Here is a 17,204-nt window from a genome sequence, read left to right on the forward strand (position 1 = left end):
GGGGGTTTTTTCGTAAAGGATTCCGGGTACCTGACGAGAAAAAGATTTGTCAGGTCAGCGCAACTTTTTACATCCCTGGCAGTCTAAACATACAAAGACTGCGGAGGGATCGGAATCGCAAGGAGGTAATCCTGATCATGACCGATTCCCAGCTTATCCGCGAAATAAAAGAAGGTAATCTCGAATGCTATGCCGAGTTGATACGTCGGTATGAAAAAAAGATTCTTGCATTTATCACGCATCTGCTCCGTCAGGCACATCTGGAGCATGTGGCAGAGGATTTATGCCAGGAGACTTTTTACAAGGCGTACAAGAGCATTCATTCGTTCCGTGATGTAGAAGCGACCTTTTCTACCTGGCTCTACACCATAGCCCGCAATTCCGTATTGAGCGAGCTGCGCAAGAGCCGGAATTCGGATGTGTATCTCGAAGATACTTTGCAGGTGCCGTTGGCTTCGTTTGAACGCTTGCCGGAGCAAGTGCTGCTTCGCAACGAGCGGGAGCATCTCGTTCGCCAGGCGATTAACAATTTGCCTGAAAAACAGCGCTCCGCCCTGATTTTGCGGGAATACGAGCAAATGGACTACAATGAGATAGCCGTGATCCTCGATTTGACAGTGAGTTCAGTGAAATCTTTGCTGTTTCGAGCGCGGCAGAGCATCAAGACTCAATTGGAAGCCTACATCCTGGACCCTCATTTGGATGAAGCTGAAGGGATGAATCGATGATGAGATGTGAAGATGTGCAAGATAAGTTGCCGGATTACGCAGATGGACAACTGCCCGATGTAACGCGGCGGCGTGTCGATCATCATTTGGCTGCATGTTCTTCCTGTCGCTCAGATTACGAACTGTGGAAGGACAGCAGCGAGTGGATGGAGACTGACAAAGAGCGGTACCATTCCATTGCGCCCACCAAGTCGATCGTGGATGCGGTCATGGCGCGTATTCTGTCAGAAGAGAAGTGGGCGATTCCGTTTGGCCGAAAGGTGTTTTCGGTTACAGCGAGAATGCGTCGCATCGGTGCGTGCGCCGCTGTCGTTTTGTTGATGCTTTGTACGTTTACGTTGTATGTAAACACAAGCAATGCAGAACAGGCAAACTCTCTTTTGATCGGCGGCGAGGTTTTGGCGGTGGGCAAACAGGCGCAAGTCGTGACCTCCTCCATGCAGACCGAAGACGGTACATATATCGTCGAATCGGATCAGTTAGTCTCTGAAGGACAGCCGCTTGCCAATGCGACGGCCTCTATTGTACCGATGGACGGAAAGCAGGGAGCCAGCGAGTATGAAAGCCCAAATTACGCCGTCGTCCTCAGTGTGTTTGGCATTTTGGTAACCGTTTTGACAATGAGCTGGTTTACGCGGGCTTAATGGTTTATCTTTATAGTATCGTCCTATTTGGGAAGACCGTCTTCGGACGGTCTTTTGCAGCTTGTTTTGATATAAAGCTTGTACATAAGAAATGCCACCATATAGATGAGGTGAACAAAAATGACGAAACAGTGGCTGTATGTGATCGACGAAGCGATCAAGCGGATTGAGAACGATGAAGTGGAGCTAGGGCTGCAAGCGCTCCAAAAGGTTCAGGAGCATGGCAAGGATTTGCCGGAAGTGATGCTGTATCTGGCGGAGGTGTGGTATCGATTGGGCCATCTGGATGAAGCGGCGGAATTGCTTGCAGAGGTCATGAAGGCAAATCCTGAGCTTGATCCGCCGCTGCGACGGGAGTGCCAGCTGCTCCTTGTGGAAATTGCGCTGGATGGGAACGATTTTGAAGCGGCGCAGCACATCTTGTACGAATTGAAGGAGTCCGGCTATGAGAACCTGCGGCTGGACCTATTGCTGACTGATCTGTACGCCATGCAAGGGCTGGATGAGGTCGCCATCAAGTACCTGGAACAGGCGCGCCAGAAGGAACCTGACAACAAGGAAATTCTCACGGCGCTTGGGAACATGTACTTCCAGATCGGCAAAGATGATGAAGCGATGAAAGCGCTGGAACAGGCCGGGGAGCAAAGTGTGGAGCTGCTCCTCTCGAAGTCCCGCGTTCTGGCTCAGAATGGAGACTTTGAGCAGGCTTATCATCTGTACCAGCATGCTCTCGAACAGGAGCAAAGCGCAGAGATTCTGTACGGCTGTGCCCTGATGGCTTTTCATACGGGCAATGTCGAAGAGGCAGCTGATTATGTGGGAAGATTGCTCGCGCTGGATGAAGAGTACGTCGCCGGGTATCCGTTGGCGGCTGACATTTTCCTCTCCATGGGGAAAACGGAAAAATCGATCGAAGCGCTTGAGCAATACGTGGAGCTGTCGGGCTTCGATCTCGATCAAATCCGCAGGCTGGTCGCCCTGTTGACGCAATCCGGACGCTATGAGGACGCAAAAGAATACCAGAAGCTGCTCGATGCGTGGAATGTAGACGAAGAGTAAATGCGGGCAAATTGCTTGTTTCCTAGGGAAGTCACTATTGTGGCTTCCTGTTTATTTTGCCGGAAATTGGACAAGAATGGTGGGTAACAAAAGCCTTCGTTAAGGAAGGGATGCCCAGATGAACTTGGCAGAGATTTTAGTCTACACCGACATCCGGCAGCTCAATCAGATGGCCGACCATTACGGCTGTGAATGCAATCCTCACTCAAAAAACGAATTGATCACTACGTTGCTGGCCAACTTGCGCCATAAGCAGACAATCTCCCGCGAGATCGAACAGCTGTCGCCGGAAGAGACGCATTTTTTTCTGCTCCTGTTCTTGGACAAGCGCACGGAGATGTCTCTGGAGGACCTTCTCGCAAAGGCCGGCGTAGCTTTGGATGCGAAGAAGGAAGGCAAGCAGGAGGAGGCCCGCAAATACGTAGCGAAAGCGATGAAGCGCGGCTGGATTTTTCCGGCAAAAAGCAGGACGATCGGACAGTACCAGGTGCCGCTGGACATCAGAGAGCCGCTTCTTCACACTTGGCTGCAAAAATGGCAGAAGGACGAAAATGCATTCGTTTTGGAGCCGGATGCGTATCGGGATGAAGGCACGGCCCTTGTTGACGATATCATGCAATTTTTGCGATTTCTTCAGCGGGAGCCCGTCCCATTGACTGCAGAAGGCGGGATGTACAAACGGTATCAGCAGCAGGTGCTTCAATTTTTGCAGGTGAAGGAGGAGCCGCTCACGCCGGAGCGCTGGCGCTTTGGCTACGGTCTGCATTTTGATCTGTATCCGGACAGGTTTTCTCTCATCTACGATTTTTGCTACTACCAGAGGTGGATCGAAGAGGTTCCGGGTCAGGTATCACTCACGGAAGCGGGCAATGAACAATTGCAGAAACCGTATAGTGACGCATTGTATCACGAAGTCATCCGCTTCTGGATGAGGCTGTACAAGCGTGCCGTACCGAATCTGCCCATGCTCGTCCAACTGATACCGATGATGGCAGCAAGCGGCTGGGTCACCCAGACGGCTCTTGCGAGAAGTCTTCTTCCCTGGATTCGCGCTTTTTACTATGATGATCCGAACAATATTCTGGTGAATCGGATTTTAAAAATGATGGTCCACCTTGGCTTGATTCGCGTCGGCCAGTCGGGTGAAGAGTGGATTTACTCCGGGACGTACGCCAGCCAATCTTGGCTTCGCAAATACAATGGATTCACAGAATCTACCATTTTATTGAAGTGAGGGATGTGCATGGAGTGGCCAAATTTTTATTCGAATACATATGGAACGAACAATCAGCAAGTATCCGGTTTGCTTTCCGAAATGCTGATCGACGAGCAAGTGCGGCTGTACCGGAAGAGAACGCTGTACCAGGAAATTGACGAAGCTTTAGCGGAAAAGGACAAGGAGCGCTTCCTCGTCTTGACGAACGAGCTGCGTGAAATCATGGCTTACGAAGCCACGTAGTTTGGGAAAGGACAATTGCTAGAGCTGCGGATTTCGTGATACGCTAGTCTCCAGAAAAAAACAGGAAAGAGGAGACGGCATATGCAATGGAACATACAGGAAATGGAAAAATGGGAGGAGTTGCAGCCCTTCGTGGATACTGCGCTGCTCCCTCTTTATTTGTACCGTCCGGACACAAAGCTCGTGGATCATGTGATGAGAACGAGTTATCTGTTAAATGTGGCAGCCTCGATTGAGCAGAAGCTGAAGGGGAGAGTGCTTCTGTTTCCACTCTGCTACCAATTTGGGCACGAACCGATCCCGCAGCAGTTTCCCGAGGGCTTTCAGCATTGCATCCTGCTTCAGTTCAGCGGAGATGATATCAAGCTGCTCGGTCAAGAAGCGCGCAGGCTGACAGTTGGCGATGAGGACCTCGATTCCCCCCTCCGGTTCGAGGTTACGGTCGACATTTTGACTCAGGAAGTCATCCGCATGTGGCAGGAGAAATAGAGGCATTAATGCTTGATATTTTTGGAGACACTAGGAAAATCAGAGAAGCAATATGCCATATTTGACAAAATGGTAACAATCTCTTCTACTTGCGCGATTGCCATGCGGCATGTCTATTGGACATTCTTGACATCTTTTTAGGCGTTAGCTATGATTGGGATTGACCTAGTGTATATGTATTGAAAACGCCATCGTTGTGCGATTCTACAGGATAAGGAGGGAAAAAGAGATGGGCGATAACAGAGAAATTTCCAGGCGAACATTTCTAAACTACGCACTTATGGGAACTGGCGGGTTCCTTGCTGCGGGTATGATCACACCTATGATCCGTTTTGCGGTCGACCCCTTGCTCAAGGGCCATGCGGGTGGAGATACAGTAGCTGTTGGTAGTGTCGATGATTTTGGTCCAGAGCCAAAGCTTGTGGAATTTAAGGTACATACCAAGGACGGTTGGTATGAATCCGAATCGACCTTGTCTGCATGGGTAACCAAGAATGAGAAGGGTGAGATTCTCGCTCTGTCCCCAATCTGTAAGCACTTGGGTTGCACGGTCAACTGGAATACCGACCCGAATCATCCAAACGAGTATTTCTGCCCGTGCCACCTTGGACGCTATGACATTGAAGGGGCACACATTCTGGGTACACCGCCGACAGCATCCCTCGATGAATACGAGACGGAAGTAAAAGACGGCAAGCTCTATCTGGGCAAACTGAAACCAAATCCACGTCCGGGGGTGAGTGGCTAACATGTTGCAAAAAATGTATGACTGGGTCGATGAACGCTTAAACATTACTCCGATGTGGCGGGATTTGGCCGACCATGAAGTACCAGAGCACGTAAACCCTGCTCACCATTTCTCTGCATTTGTTTACTGCTTTGGTGGCCTTACGTTCTTTATTACAGTCATTCAAATTCTGTCTGGTATGTTCTTGACCATGTACTATGTACCAGATATTATCAACGCGTACGAATCGGTAAAATACCTGCAGAACGAAGTAGCCTTTGGCGTAATCGTTCGCGGTATGCACCACTGGGGAGCCAGCTTGGTGATCGTAATGATGTTCCTACATACATTGCGCGTATTCTTTACCGGTTCCTACAAGCGTCCACGCGAACTGAACTGGGTAGTGGGCGTTCTGATCTTTTTCGTAATGCTCGGCCTCGGTTTCACCGGTTACCTGCTTCCTTGGGATAACACTGCGTACTTCGCAACAAAGGTAGGTCTGGAGATCGCAAACTCTGTTCCCCTGATCGGACCTTATTTGAAGACGCTGCTGACCGGTGGGGACATCGTAGGGGCGACGACGCTTTCTCGCTTCTTCGCGATTCACGTGTTCTTCCTCCCAGGCGCACTGCTTGGACTGTTGGGAGCTCACTTCGTTATGATTCGGGTGCAAGGTATTTCGGGCCCACTATAAGTTTTCGATACTAAGGAGGTATTAGCATGGCAAAACAGGACAAAGATGCTACCTTCGTCGGAGACTCCCGAATATCGGCGAAGCGCATCCCGAATATTGCCCCATCTTATTCGGATTTTCCGGGAAAATCCGAGCCGTTTTGGCCGAACTTCCTGCTGAAAGAATGGATGGTCGCAGCTGTTTGTTTGGTCGGTTTCCTGGTGTTAACGGTTTCACACCCATCGCCTTTGACCGATCTGGCAAACCCGAACGACACTTCGTTCATCCCGCTGCCTGACTGGTACTTCTTGTTCCTGTACCAATTGCTCAAGTATCCTTGGGCTGCAGGGGACTGGGTCGTCCTCGGAACAGTTGTCATCCCAGGTATTGCGTTCGGTGCTTTGATGCTGGCACCTTGGCTGGACACTGGTAAAGACCGCCGTCCGTCTCGTCGTCCTGTTGCGACAGGCCTGATGCTGACAGCGTTGGTTGGTATCTTTTACCTGACTTGGGCAGCTGACCATGAGCACTCTCTGAACCATGCCTCCAGCAAGGGCGGAAGCGGCGGACACGGCGGTGGCTCCGGCGCTGCTGCTCCTGCAGCACCAGCCGACCCAAGCTTCAAGCCAGATCCTCTCTGGACAGCACAAACGGGTTGCATGGGTTGCCACGGCAAAAACATGGAAGGCGCACTCGGACCGAATCTGCAAAAGATCGGTAGCCAGCTCGACGCTGCACAGATTGCAGAAGTCATCAAGAACGGTAAAGGACAGATGCCTGGCGGCCTGATTCAGGACGAGGCAGAGATCCAAAAACTTGCAGAGTACCTGGCATCCTTGAAATAAGCCTATAAAGAAAAAGCTGACTGTCGTTCGGTCAGCTTTTTCTTTAGCGGCGAACATAGCGGGAGACGATTTTCATGAGCTTGTTATGGGAGTGGTTTTGGCAGTCATTAGGGAAAAGGTGGTTTCTCTGGACCCTGTTTGTCGTAAACTTGCTAGGAACCATTTATGGATTCATCTGGTACGGCAATCAATTAGCTGACACACCGGCGTATCTTCGCTTGTTCGTCCCGGACAGCCCGACAGGCAGTGGTTTGTTTACCCTGGTGTTGCTAACGTATTTGCTCGGACGCCACATTCCTGTTTTGGAAGCCCTCGCTGGCATTACTAATTTTAAATACGGCATATGGGCGGTAGCGATTATCATTGCCGGCTGGATGATGGGGAATCCCATTCGCGGAACCGATATTATGCTGTTGGTTTCTCATACTGGAATGGCCGCCGAGTCCGTGTTGTATGCTCGTTTTTATAAATTGAGCTGGCTTCCTGTAGGAATTGCTGCACTATGGACATTGAACAATGATTTCCTCGATTATGTGATGGATATTCATCCGTGGCTGCCTGCCGTGCTCGATCCCTATACGGGTATCATCGGTTTTTGTACAGTGCTTCTCAGTATCGTTTCGATCTCGATTATTTGGTTTGCCAATATGCGATTCGGCAGAAACAAGGTCTAAACATGTCCTCCTTTCCATAGGTTGTACTAAGGGAAGGAGGGTTTTTGTGTGAAGAAGAACATCCGGTTCCTGCTGTTCTTCCTGGTGATCGGCTTGCTCTTATCGTGGCCGATTCATTCATTACTGACGAACCTTGAGCGGCCGGCGGAGGAAAAGCAGCTTGCCGCATTGGATGACATAGCTCATCAGATGTTGGACGCAGCACGAAAAGGGGACCTGGAGTCGGCCCGGCAGCGGGTCCGGATGCTGGCAGAGCAGTTCCCTCATCTGCAGCTGCCGGAAACGCTGAGAATCGAAAGCTTGAATGCGGTCACGCAATCAATTCTTGCTGCCAGGAACGGCTTGAACAACACGGCGCTCGATGAGCAGCAACTGCTGGAGCATGCTACTCGTGTACGAGTCGTTATCGACGCGCTGACACATGATCATCAGCCGATGTGGAGGGGCTATTACACGTCCGTTTCTGCACAGCTGCAGGATTTGTTGGAATCTGCGGTCAAGCGTGATTACGCTCATTTTCGCGAACAATTCGAAGAAAACTCTCGGTTGTATCACGTGATCAGACCAGCGATGACGATCCATCTTCCCGAACAACAGCTAAAGAAAATCGATTCGGCATATGACGCCATCTCCAAGGAAATGAGGAACAGCAAAATCGAATGGAATCAAATCCGGAGCGCTCTGCGGGAACTGCAAACCAGCATGCAGGAAGCTTTTATCGGCGAAGACAAGAGCACGATTGCCTACCTGATCAGCAGCGAATCGCCTTTTGGATTGATTTTCAGCATCGTAGCGGCTGTTTTGATGACCTTGGCCTACGTAGCGTGGAAAAAGTATCAGGGACAGTTCCGGACGGTATCGTAGCAGCGTGGAGGAGATAGATGCTGAAGCTAACCGCCTTATGCCTGCCCTCTTTTTCTTCTTATTAGGCTTTTATACTTTCCCGAAAAAAACACCTCGAGATGAAAAAATCCCGAGGTGTTTTCCCGTTGATTGGCTTAAATCGTTAACTCCGTATAGGCTGCTTGTTTTCGTCCAATGTAAAGCCTTCGCCAAGCACCTCATGAACATCATTGACGATCACAAACGCGTGAGGATCGATGCCCTGTACGATGCTTTTGTAGCGCATTACCTCATTTCGGCTAACGACGACATAGACGACTTGCTTTTCTGCGCCGGAGAATGCCCCTTTTCCCGCCAAAAGTGTTACGCCGCGGCCAAGGTCAAGAATTTGTTTGGCAATGTCGTCTGCGTGATCGGAAATGATGGTGAGCGCTTTTCCGGCATACGCTCCATCCTGAAAAAAGTCGATCACTCGCGCAGCGATAAATACCGCCACCAGCGTGTACATCGCGCTTTCCACATTCAAATAGACAAGGGATGCTCCGATGACGAGAATATCTCCGAAAAAGAGTGTACGTCCCATGCTAATTCCCATGTATTTTTGCAGCAATCGGGCAATGATGTCGACTCCACCCGTCGTTCCGTCGTATCGGAAAATGATCCCCAGTCCGACACCTACAGCAACCCCGGCAAACAGGGAGGCGAGCAGGCGGTCCTGCATCGGCATCGGGTAGACACCTTCAAACAAGGAGAGAAAAACGGATAACGAGACAGTTCCCAAAATGGTATAGATGAAAGCAGTCCGCCCCAAAACCTTCCAGCCGAGGATGAACAGGGGAATGTTCAGCAAGAAAAACACAATACCTTGGTCGACGCTCGGGAAAAGCAGCTTGATCAAGATACTGATCCCTGTGATTCCGCCTTCTGCCAGGTTATTGGGAATATTAAAGGCGTTAATGCCAAACCCCATGATGGCAGAACCAATGATGATGGCAATAATGCTTGTCAACCGAATTTTCATAAAGTCCTCCTTAAACTGGCGAAACTGCCTCGAATAAGCTTCCATGCGCAGCCAGATCCCGTGCCCTTCGGGTGCCTCCTTAAACTGGCGAAACTGCCTCGAATAAGCATCCATGCGCAGCCAGATCCCGTGCCCTTCGGGTGCCTCCTTCATACTGGCGAAACTTTGTTTATCATACCTAGTTGCTTTGATGTATACGACAGCCATTATAATTGAAGGCTGATGGAAATGTCCATATGCTGCCAGTCGCAGCGTATTGAGATTTGGCAAACGGCCCTGTTTCGGTTACGATAAAGGCAATGGCAAATCAAGGCTGCAAAAGGAGTGACCCGATGACTCAGCGCAAAACCCTGGAGGAAATCCAGCAAGAAGTAGATCAATACATATCACAGTTTAAAGAAGGTTATTTTTCCCCCTTGGCAATGATGGCCCGAATGACAGAAGAAGTGGGCGAGCTGGCAAGGGAGATCAATCATTTTTACGGCGAAAAGCCAAAGAAAAAGGATGAGGGCGAAAAAACGGTCGAAGAGGAGCTGGGTGATGTTTTCTTTATTGTGCTCTGTTTTGCCAATTCGCTCGGCATCGACCTGCAAGAGGCATTTGACCGTATCATGCATAAGTTCAACACACGGGATAAAGACCGGTGGACAAGAATAGAGGAGACGGAAGAATGATGGAAAAACAGATTCGTATCGCGGTTGCAGGAGCGCAAGGCCGAATGGGACAAGAAGTCGTCAAAATGCTTGGCGAGGATCAGGAGCTGGTCTATACTGGAGCATTGGACACGAGGGTGAGTGATGAAGAAATTGAGCGGCAGCTGGCAGAGATGAAGCCGGATGTGCTGGTTGACTTCACGACTCCGCATACGGTTTATCGGCATATGGAGCTGTGCTTGCGTCACAATGTAAGACCGGTTGTCGGGACGACCGGGCTTACTCCGGAGCAATTGGAAGACTTGACGGCCCGCTATAAAGAAGCGGGGCTTGGAGCCATTATTGCCCCGAACTTTGCGATCGGGGCCATTTTGTGCATGAAATTCGCGGCGATGGCAGCAAAATACATGCCGCATGTGGAAATTATCGAGCTTCACCACGATAAAAAGCTGGATGCACCAAGCGGAACCGCATTGAAAACAGCAGAAATGATCGCTGCTGTCCGGGAGAACATGAAGCAAGGGCATCCGGAAGAGAAAGAAACAATCGCTGGAGCCAGGGGCGCTGACTACGATGGTTTTCGCATCCACAGCGTTCGTTTGCCGGGGATGGTGGCTCATCAGGAAGTGCTGTTTGGAGCGACTGGTCAGACTCTTTCGATTCGGCACGATTCGATCAACCGCGAATCGTTCATGCCTGGCGTGAACATGGCCATTAAAGCCGTGATGAACCTCAATCAATTGGTCTATGGACTGGAGCATTTGATCGACTAGGTTGCATTTTTAAACGATCGTTTAATTCCTACTGACAGCAAGGGAGAGGTCTGATTGAAAATCGCATTGATTGCCCATGACCGGATGAAAGAAGAGATTGTAAACCTATCCATGGCGTACGAAGGCATTTTATCTGAACACGAGCTGTATGCAACCGGTACGACAGGTCTTCGGATCATGGAGGCGACCTCCTTGACCCTGACTCGTTTCCTTTCCGGACCGCTTGGTGGTGACCAACAGATTGGGGCCATGATCGCACGGAATGAAATGGATCTGATCATCTTCCTGCGCGACCCGCTGACGGCTCAGCCTCATGAGCCGGATATTATCGCTTTGCTGAGACTTTGCGACGTGCACAAAATCCCGTTTGCCACCAATCTGGGAACGGCTGAGGTCTTATTGAAAGCTCTGGAACGCGGTGAGCTTAGCTGGCGGGAAATTGTTCACAAGGAGTGAAACGCATGGATCGTGTAGATATCCTGGCAATCGGAGCGCATCCCGATGACGTGGAAATAGGCGCCGCAGGAACCTTGCTGCTCGCCACAAAACGAGGAGAGCGTGTCGGAATCCTGGACTTGACCTATGCAGAGCTCTCTTCCAATGGGACCGTAGAGCGCAGGCAGCAGGAAGCAGCGGCGGCAGACCGGGCTTTAGGGGGAATTACAAGGTACAATTTCGGGTTGCCTGACCGCGGCCTGGAAGCTGTAAAGGAAGAGGCTATCAGCCGGACGGTCGATTTGATTCGGCAGATCAAACCGCGCGTTGTGCTCGCTCCTTATTGGCAAGACCGGCATCCCGATCACGAAAGCGTGAGCAGAATCGTCCGCGAAGCCGTGTTTTCCGCGGGAATCCGCAAGTACCCGGCTGGCCTGTCGCTTCCTGCTTATCGTCCGGAAAAACTGTTGTACTACTTTATCAATACGACCGTGACACCAAATGTCGTTGTAGACATTACATCTGTCTACAAAGAAAAAATGGATGTGCTGCGCTGTTACCGGAGCCAATTTGAACGTGAAGAGGGGACAGTCGCTACCCCGTTGAATAACGGCTATCTGGAATCAGTGGAATACCGGGAGCGGTTATTCGGACAGCAGTCTGGTGTTATGTATGCCGAAGGGTTTGTCAGCGCCACACCCTATGTGCTGGATCGTTTGTAAACAGAGGTGAAATCAAGAATGAACATCGGAATTACCTGCTATCCGTCACTGGGAGGTTCTGGCGTTGTGGCGACAGAGCTGGGGAAGCTTCTTGCCGAACGCGGGCATCAGGTGCATTTCATTACATCAAGCATGCCGTTTCGCCTCGGGAAGTTTCACCCCAACATTTTTTATCACGAGGTAGAGGTCAGTCATTACGACGTCTTCAAATATCCGCCCTATGATCTGACGCTGGCGAACCGCATGGCACAAGTGGCAAAGAACGAGAAGCTGGACGTTCTGCATGTTCACTACGCCGTACCGCATGCTCTCTGTGCCTATCTGGCCAAACAGATGGTGGGCGAGCAGCTTAAAATCGTCACGACTTTGCACGGGACCGATATCACGGTGCTCGGTTACGATTCGAGCTTGAGCAGCCTGATCCGCTTTGGGATCGAACAAAGCGACATGGTCACGGCGGTATCCCATGATTTGATACGCCAGACAAAAGAATTGCTTCACGTGGAGAAAGACATTGTCCCTGTGTATAACTTCGTCGACAAGCGCCGGTACTACCCCAAGGAAGTAAGCGAAATCAAGCGGGTATTTGCCCCGAACGGCGAGAAAATTATCATGCATATTTCCAACTTCCGACCGGTCAAGCGTTCACAGGACGTGATTGAAGTCTTCGCAAGGGTCCGGGATCAGATGCCGGCAAAGCTGCTGTTGATCGGAGAAGGGCCTGATCTGAGCATGGTACGCCAGAAAATCGTTGAAAAAGGCCTGGAGGGAGACGTTCATTTCCTCGGGAAGCAGGAGGATGTTGCCGAAGTCATCTCGATGGCGGATGTGATGCTGCTTCCTTCCGAAAAAGAGAGCTTTGGACTCGTAGCCTTGGAAGCGATGGCATGTGGCGTACCTGTGGTCGCTACACTGGCTGGCGGCTTGCCGGAAGTCGTGTTGGACGGCGTGTGCGGGTTTCTCCGCCCAATCGGAGATGTGGCTGGAATGGCTGAACAGACGCTGCGTTTACTGCAGGATGAAGAATTGTACGCCCGCTTTTCCCGGAGCAGCATCGAGCGCTCATGTGAAACATTTTGTCACGACAAGATCGCTTCGGAGTACGAGTCGCTCTATCTGCAATTAATCAATCAATCTTGATTTATGGACGGAACGGACCGGACTGCTTTTTGCAAGCTGAAACAGCTTCGAAATCATAATAAATAAACCCATGAGAAATTTCATCAACTACGCCTCCTACTAACCAGGGCGGACGAAAACGGAGTGTAACGTGTGGGAAAGAAACAGGCAGAAATCATTTTGAAAATACTGGAGGAAAACGGGTACGAGGCTTATTTCGTCGGCGGTTGCGTCCGTGACTGGCTGCTGAATAGACCTGTGCATGATATAGACATATGTACCAATGCCCATCCAGGCGACGTGATGCGCTTGTTCCCCGACCATGTGCCGACAGGACTCAAGCATGGGACTGTTTCTGTCAAGCTGGACGGCTCGCTCTATGAAGTGACGACCTATCGCACTGAAGGAAGGTATGAAGATTTTCGCAGGCCGAGCGAAGTCAGTTTTGTCTCGGAGCTGCGAATCGATTTGGAGCGAAGGGACTTTACGATGAATGCCATTGCCATGGATCGGAATGGCTGTTTGAAAGACCCCCTTCAGGGCAAGGCTGATCTGGAAAACGGTCTGATTCGCGCGGTAGGCATACCGGTTCAACGCTTTCGAGAGGATGCGCTTCGTATTTTGCGGGCTGTTCGCTTTGCCGCACAATTACACTTTCAGATCGAGCCCGCAACTCTTGCAGCCATGAGCGAAACCTCTTTTCTGCTGTCCCATATCGCGATGGAGCGAGTTCGTGATGAACTGCATAAAATCATGGACAGTCCAGCGCCGGAGGTAGGGGCAAGGCTTTTGGCGGAGACGGCAGCACTGCACACATCACCTTTGCTGCAGCGCCTTTTCTCGGTGAGACAGGAGTATGTCTCGCGATTGCCTTTCCTTGCGAACCTTCCGCAAAAATGGGCATTGCTGATGTATGCGGCCGGGCTTGACCCCGATCAGGCAAGAGGCGTTTGCCATGAGCTGAAGCTGTCAAAACGGGAGACAGAAGCGGTCTGTTCCTTTGTCCAGCATATTACGCAATTGAAGCCGAAATGGGATGAACCAACTGTGATCGACTGGAGGCCCCTGCTCTTGCAAACGGGTTTGCCGTTCTGTCTGGAGCTGTCGAATCTTCTTGAGGCCGTATGGAAAAACATGCCGGCTCTTGATTTGAAAAAATCATTGGAAGATACCTGCGAAAAAATGCCTGTCAAATCGGTGCAGGAATTGGCCTTGAACGGAAAGCAACTGTATACGTTGCTGGACAAAAAGCCCGGCCAATGGGTACAGCACATGCTGCAGCATCTGTGGGAGCAGACGGCATTTTACGGTTTGGCGAATACGCCGGAGGCATTGCTTGAGGAAGCGAAGAAAGAGGTTGCCCGTCATGAATATTAAGCAAGAGATTATCAAGGCATTTCATGAAAAACCCGGGGAGTTCATCTCCGGGGAGGAGCTGAGTCAGACCTGTGGATGCTCGCGTACAGCGATCTGGAAGCATATCGAGGAGCTGCGCAAGGACGGGTATGAGTTTGAGGCTCTGCGGAAATCAGGCTATCGCTTGATCGCTGCACCCGACCGCCTTTCAGCGGAGGAGATCAGAGCCGGACTCAGCACCTATCGGATCGGCCAGCAGGTTCTGGCGTATGACACCGTTCTCTCGACGCAGCCATTGGCGCACGAGGCTGCCGCCAAAGGTGCGCCTGAGGGAACACTAGTGATCGCGGAGCAGCAAACGGGCGGAAAGGGACGACTTGGCCGCCCCTGGCATTCTCCGAGGGGGACCGGCATCTGGATGAGTCTGATCATCAGACCCGAAATTCCGCTGCCCAAAACTCCGCAAATGACGCTGTTGACCGCGGTAGCGTTGGCCAAGACGATGTGGGAAGCAACCGGCGTTGACATCAAAATAAAGTGGCCCAATGATCTTTTTATCGGCGACAAGAAGGTCAGCGGAGTTTTGACGGAATTGAATGCAGAGTCGGACCGCGTCAACTACCTGGTGATCGGAATGGGGATCAACGCCAATCTCGAGCAAAAGGACGTCCCGCCGGAGCTGTCCTCGATCGCGACTTCCCTTCGCATCGAATCGGGCAAGCCGATCAAGCGGGTCGCTTTCATCCAGCGCTTTTGCGAGAATTTTGAGCGGGAATACGATCACTATTTGCGGGAGGGCTTTGAGCGGGTCAAATCGGAATGGGAGCAGCACTCCTATACGATCGGCAAATGGATTACCGTGAGCACGATTCAGTATACGCTCGAAGGAAGGGCGATTGGCCTGGACGAGGAAGGCGTGCTGATCCTGGAAGACGCTACTGGAAAGAGGCACAAGGTGTACTCGGCAGACGTCAATTATGGTGCAAATTCCTGATTCTTTTGATATACTCCATGAGTGGAGGCTGTATCGGGTTTCCGACCGGCACTCCCGTATGTGGGGTTTTTCTTTTCATTCTGTGTAATGCTATGGACAACAATCTGCTCAGAGCCTGTGTGGACCGAGACAGAAGGAATCCGGCGACATTGATGATGTTGCCAGGTATTTGCGTGGACAACCTTCTCCCTTTATCGGCGAGAAGGTTTTTTTGTTTCCGTACTGGTCTCACGGGAAAGGGCGCATGTAGAGGTGGGAGAGAGATGACAAACAACCTGGCGCCGATCACAACGTCTGATCTGCGCGCAAAAAAACATGCGGGCGAACCAATCGCCATGATTACCGCTTACGATTTTCCCTCAGCCAAGCTGGTGGAAGAGGCCGGGGCCGAAATGATCCTTGTCGGTGATTCACTCGGCATGGTCGTACTCGGATACGACTCGACGCTGCCAGTGACAATGGATGACATGCTGCACCATACCAAAGCTGTGACCAGAGCGGCCAAGAGAGCGTTCGTCGTGGCGGATTTGCCGTTTCTCAGCTATCACGGTACCGTAGAAGAAGGCGTGAAAAATGCGGGCAGGCTCTTGCAGGAAGGGTTGGCAAAGGCCGTCAAAATGGAGGGGGGCACCGAACTTGTTCCGCTCGTAAAACGTTGCGTGCAGGCGGGCATACCCGTGATGGGTCATATCGGCTTGACCCCCCAGGCTGTTCATCAATTAGGCGGCTACAAGGTCCAGGGAAGGGATCTGGAAGCGGCGCGCCGGCTGATGGACGAGGCGGAAGCATTGCAGGAGGCAGGCATTTTCTCCCTCGTGCTGGAATGTGTGCCGGAAGAGGTGGCAGCGCTTATTTCCGCCAAACTGGACATTCCGGTTATCGGCATCGGCGCTGGCAGTTCTTGCGATGGACAAGTCCTCGTTTTTCATGACCTGGTGGGGTATGCGTCGCAATTGCAGCCGAAGTTCGTGAAACGGTACGCGGATGTCGGCACTTCCATCCGGGACGCAGTGCGTGATTATGTATCCGAAGTAAAGGAACGCCGTTTCCCTGCTCCGGAACATGTCTTTCATGCCAAAGAAGAAATGGTTTCGAAGCTGTACGGAGGAGGGGGATTACGGTCATGATGCAGACCATGCAGCAAGTAGTGACGATTGCCGAGCTGCGGCAGCATCTGAAAGAAGCTCGTCGTCAGGGAAAACGGGTTGGGCTCGTACCGACGATGGGTTACTTGCATGAGGGACACCTCAGTTTGGTGAATGAAGCAAAAAAACACTGTGAGATCGTCGTAATGAGCATTTTCGTCAATCCGCTGCAGTTTGGGCCAAACGAGGATTTTGACCGTTATCCTCGCGATATGGAGCGGGATTTGAAGATGGCGGCGTCTGCCGGTGTTGACTTTGTGTTCTCGCCCAGTGTAGGGGAAATGTACCCGCAGCAAGTAAAAACAAACGTCTCTGTCTCAGGCGTCTCGGAACCGCTCTGCGGCCGCTCCCGTCCCGGTCATTTTGACGGCGTGGCGACAGTCGTTTTGAAGCTGTTCCAGATCGTGCAGCCCGATTACGCCTTTTTTGGACAAAAGGATGCGCAGCAGGTTGCTGTTGTGGAGCAGATGGTACGGGATCTTTCCGTGCCTGTGACCATCATCCCTTGCCCGATTGTCCGCGAAGCAGACGGCGTGGCGATGAGCTCGCGAAATGTTTATCTCAGCGCCGAAGAACGAAAACAGGCTGCTGTCTTGTACCGCAGCCTGCAGCTAGCCGAAAAGAAAGTGGCGAGCGGAGCAGACCTCGATAGCGTCCGGGATGAGATGATCCGTACCATCGAGGCCGAGCCGCTGGCGGACATCGATTATGTAGAGCTGTTGCGATACCCTGATTTGACAAAGCCAGAAGCACCGGAAAAGGGAGACCGGGTATTGATCGCCCTGGCTGTGCGATTTGGCAAAACACGCTTGATTGACAACGTGATTGTGACAGTTTGATGCAGG

The 17,204-nt window shown here is 51.4% G+C and carries 21 protein-coding genes; 20 read left to right on the top strand and 1 reads right to left on the bottom strand.

The annotated features are described in order from the left end of the window. The first annotated feature begins 137 nt into the window (after positions 1-137). The 11 genes from NST96_RS12570 (at position 138) to NST96_RS12620 (ending at position 8,162) form a co-directional block, all read left to right on the top strand. Positions 138-728, top strand: a complete 591-nt coding sequence (locus NST96_RS12570) for a sigma-70 family RNA polymerase sigma factor (RefSeq protein WP_003387065.1) — start codon at positions 138-140, stop codon at positions 726-728. Positions 729-742: 14 nt separating this feature from the next. Then, positions 743-1,372, top strand: coding sequence for a zf-HC2 domain-containing protein (locus tag NST96_RS12575; RefSeq protein ID WP_251237477.1), 630 nt, complete (start codon positions 743-745; stop codon positions 1,370-1,372). A 120-nt stretch (positions 1,373-1,492) separates the two neighbouring features. Next, positions 1,493-2,431, top strand: a complete 939-nt coding sequence (locus NST96_RS12580; RefSeq protein WP_172921101.1) for a tetratricopeptide repeat protein — start codon at positions 1,493-1,495, stop codon at positions 2,429-2,431. Between the two features lie 118 nt (positions 2,432-2,549). Beyond that, positions 2,550-3,665: a hypothetical protein gene (locus NST96_RS12585; RefSeq protein ID WP_003387062.1), complete on the top strand. Its 1,116-nt coding sequence runs from the start codon at positions 2,550-2,552 to the stop codon at positions 3,663-3,665. 9 nt (positions 3,666-3,674) lie between these two features. Then, positions 3,675-3,890 (top strand): IDEAL domain-containing protein, encoded by a 216-nt coding sequence (locus tag NST96_RS12590; protein ID WP_003387061.1) that lies wholly within the window; start codon positions 3,675-3,677, stop codon positions 3,888-3,890. A gap of 81 nt (positions 3,891-3,971) precedes the next feature. After that, the gene (locus NST96_RS12595) at positions 3,972-4,379 is read left to right on the top strand and encodes a DUF2487 family protein (RefSeq protein ID WP_003387059.1); all 408 of its coding nucleotides are present in this window, start codon (positions 3,972-3,974) and stop codon (positions 4,377-4,379) included. A gap of 229 nt (positions 4,380-4,608) precedes the next feature. Then, positions 4,609-5,127, top strand: a complete 519-nt coding sequence (locus NST96_RS12600) for a ubiquinol-cytochrome c reductase iron-sulfur subunit (RefSeq protein WP_003387058.1) — start codon at positions 4,609-4,611, stop codon at positions 5,125-5,127. 1 nt (position 5,128) lies between these two features. Further along, complete coding sequence (locus NST96_RS12605; protein ID WP_003387057.1) at positions 5,129-5,800, top strand: cytochrome b6; 672 nt, start codon at positions 5,129-5,131, stop codon at positions 5,798-5,800. Between the two features lie 26 nt (positions 5,801-5,826). Next, on the top strand, positions 5,827-6,624 hold the full coding sequence (locus tag NST96_RS12610) for a menaquinol-cytochrome c reductase cytochrome b/c subunit (protein ID WP_003387056.1): 798 nt from the start codon (positions 5,827-5,829) through the stop codon (positions 6,622-6,624). Between the two features lie 74 nt (positions 6,625-6,698). Beyond that, positions 6,699-7,298: a DUF1405 domain-containing protein gene (locus tag NST96_RS12615; protein WP_003387055.1), complete on the top strand. Its 600-nt coding sequence runs from the start codon at positions 6,699-6,701 to the stop codon at positions 7,296-7,298. Between the two features lie 48 nt (positions 7,299-7,346). Next, entirely contained in the window at positions 7,347-8,162 is an 816-nt protein-coding gene (locus NST96_RS12620; RefSeq protein ID WP_031933269.1) for a sporulation protein YpjB, read from the top strand. Positions 8,163-8,304: 142 nt separating this feature from the next. On the opposite strand, the gene NST96_RS12625 is transcribed toward NST96_RS12620, so the two are convergent. Beyond that, the gene (locus NST96_RS12625) at positions 8,305-9,162 is read right to left on the bottom strand and encodes a YitT family protein (protein WP_003387053.1); all 858 of its coding nucleotides are present in this window, start codon (positions 9,160-9,162) and stop codon (positions 8,305-8,307) included. Between the two features lie 332 nt (positions 9,163-9,494). Here NST96_RS12625 and NST96_RS12630 point away from each other — a divergent pair, with 332 nt between their 5' ends. From NST96_RS12630 to panC, 9 genes are all read left to right on the top strand, one after another. Continuing rightward, positions 9,495-9,836, top strand: coding sequence for a nucleotide pyrophosphohydrolase (locus NST96_RS12630; protein WP_003387052.1), 342 nt, complete (start codon positions 9,495-9,497; stop codon positions 9,834-9,836). Further along, positions 9,836-10,588: a 4-hydroxy-tetrahydrodipicolinate reductase gene (dapB, locus tag NST96_RS12635; protein WP_003387051.1), complete on the top strand. Its 753-nt coding sequence runs from the start codon at positions 9,836-9,838 to the stop codon at positions 10,586-10,588. Before NST96_RS12630 ends, dapB begins: the two co-directional genes overlap by 1 nt. Positions 10,589-10,642: 54 nt before the next feature. After that, positions 10,643-11,044, top strand: a complete 402-nt coding sequence (locus tag NST96_RS12640; RefSeq protein ID WP_003387049.1) for a methylglyoxal synthase — start codon at positions 10,643-10,645, stop codon at positions 11,042-11,044. Between the two features lie 5 nt (positions 11,045-11,049). Then, complete coding sequence (gene bshB1 / locus NST96_RS12645) at positions 11,050-11,745, top strand: bacillithiol biosynthesis deacetylase BshB1 (protein WP_003387048.1); 696 nt, start codon at positions 11,050-11,052, stop codon at positions 11,743-11,745. Positions 11,746-11,763: 18 nt separating this feature from the next. Continuing rightward, positions 11,764-12,885: an N-acetyl-alpha-D-glucosaminyl L-malate synthase BshA gene (gene bshA / locus NST96_RS12650; protein WP_031933270.1), complete on the top strand. Its 1,122-nt coding sequence runs from the start codon at positions 11,764-11,766 to the stop codon at positions 12,883-12,885. A 132-nt stretch (positions 12,886-13,017) separates the two neighbouring features. Beyond that, positions 13,018-14,241 (top strand): CCA tRNA nucleotidyltransferase, encoded by a 1,224-nt coding sequence (locus NST96_RS12655; protein WP_024985007.1) that lies wholly within the window; start codon positions 13,018-13,020, stop codon positions 14,239-14,241. After that, complete coding sequence (locus NST96_RS12660) at positions 14,231-15,214, top strand: biotin--[acetyl-CoA-carboxylase] ligase (RefSeq protein ID WP_311067559.1); 984 nt, start codon at positions 14,231-14,233, stop codon at positions 15,212-15,214. Before NST96_RS12655 ends, NST96_RS12660 begins: the two co-directional genes overlap by 11 nt. 263 nt (positions 15,215-15,477) lie before the next feature. Next, positions 15,478-16,341: a 3-methyl-2-oxobutanoate hydroxymethyltransferase gene (panB, locus tag NST96_RS12665; RefSeq protein WP_003387044.1), complete on the top strand. Its 864-nt coding sequence runs from the start codon at positions 15,478-15,480 to the stop codon at positions 16,339-16,341. Next, positions 16,338-17,198, top strand: a complete 861-nt coding sequence (gene panC, locus NST96_RS12670) for a pantoate--beta-alanine ligase (protein WP_003387043.1) — start codon at positions 16,338-16,340, stop codon at positions 17,196-17,198. The genes panB and panC overlap by 4 nt, the downstream gene beginning before the upstream one ends. The last annotated feature ends 6 nt before the right edge of the window (positions 17,199-17,204 follow it).

Source organism: Brevibacillus sp. FSL K6-2834 (genome assembly GCF_038592925.1).
GTDB lineage: Bacteria > Bacillota > Bacilli > Brevibacillales > Brevibacillaceae > Brevibacillus > Brevibacillus borstelensis.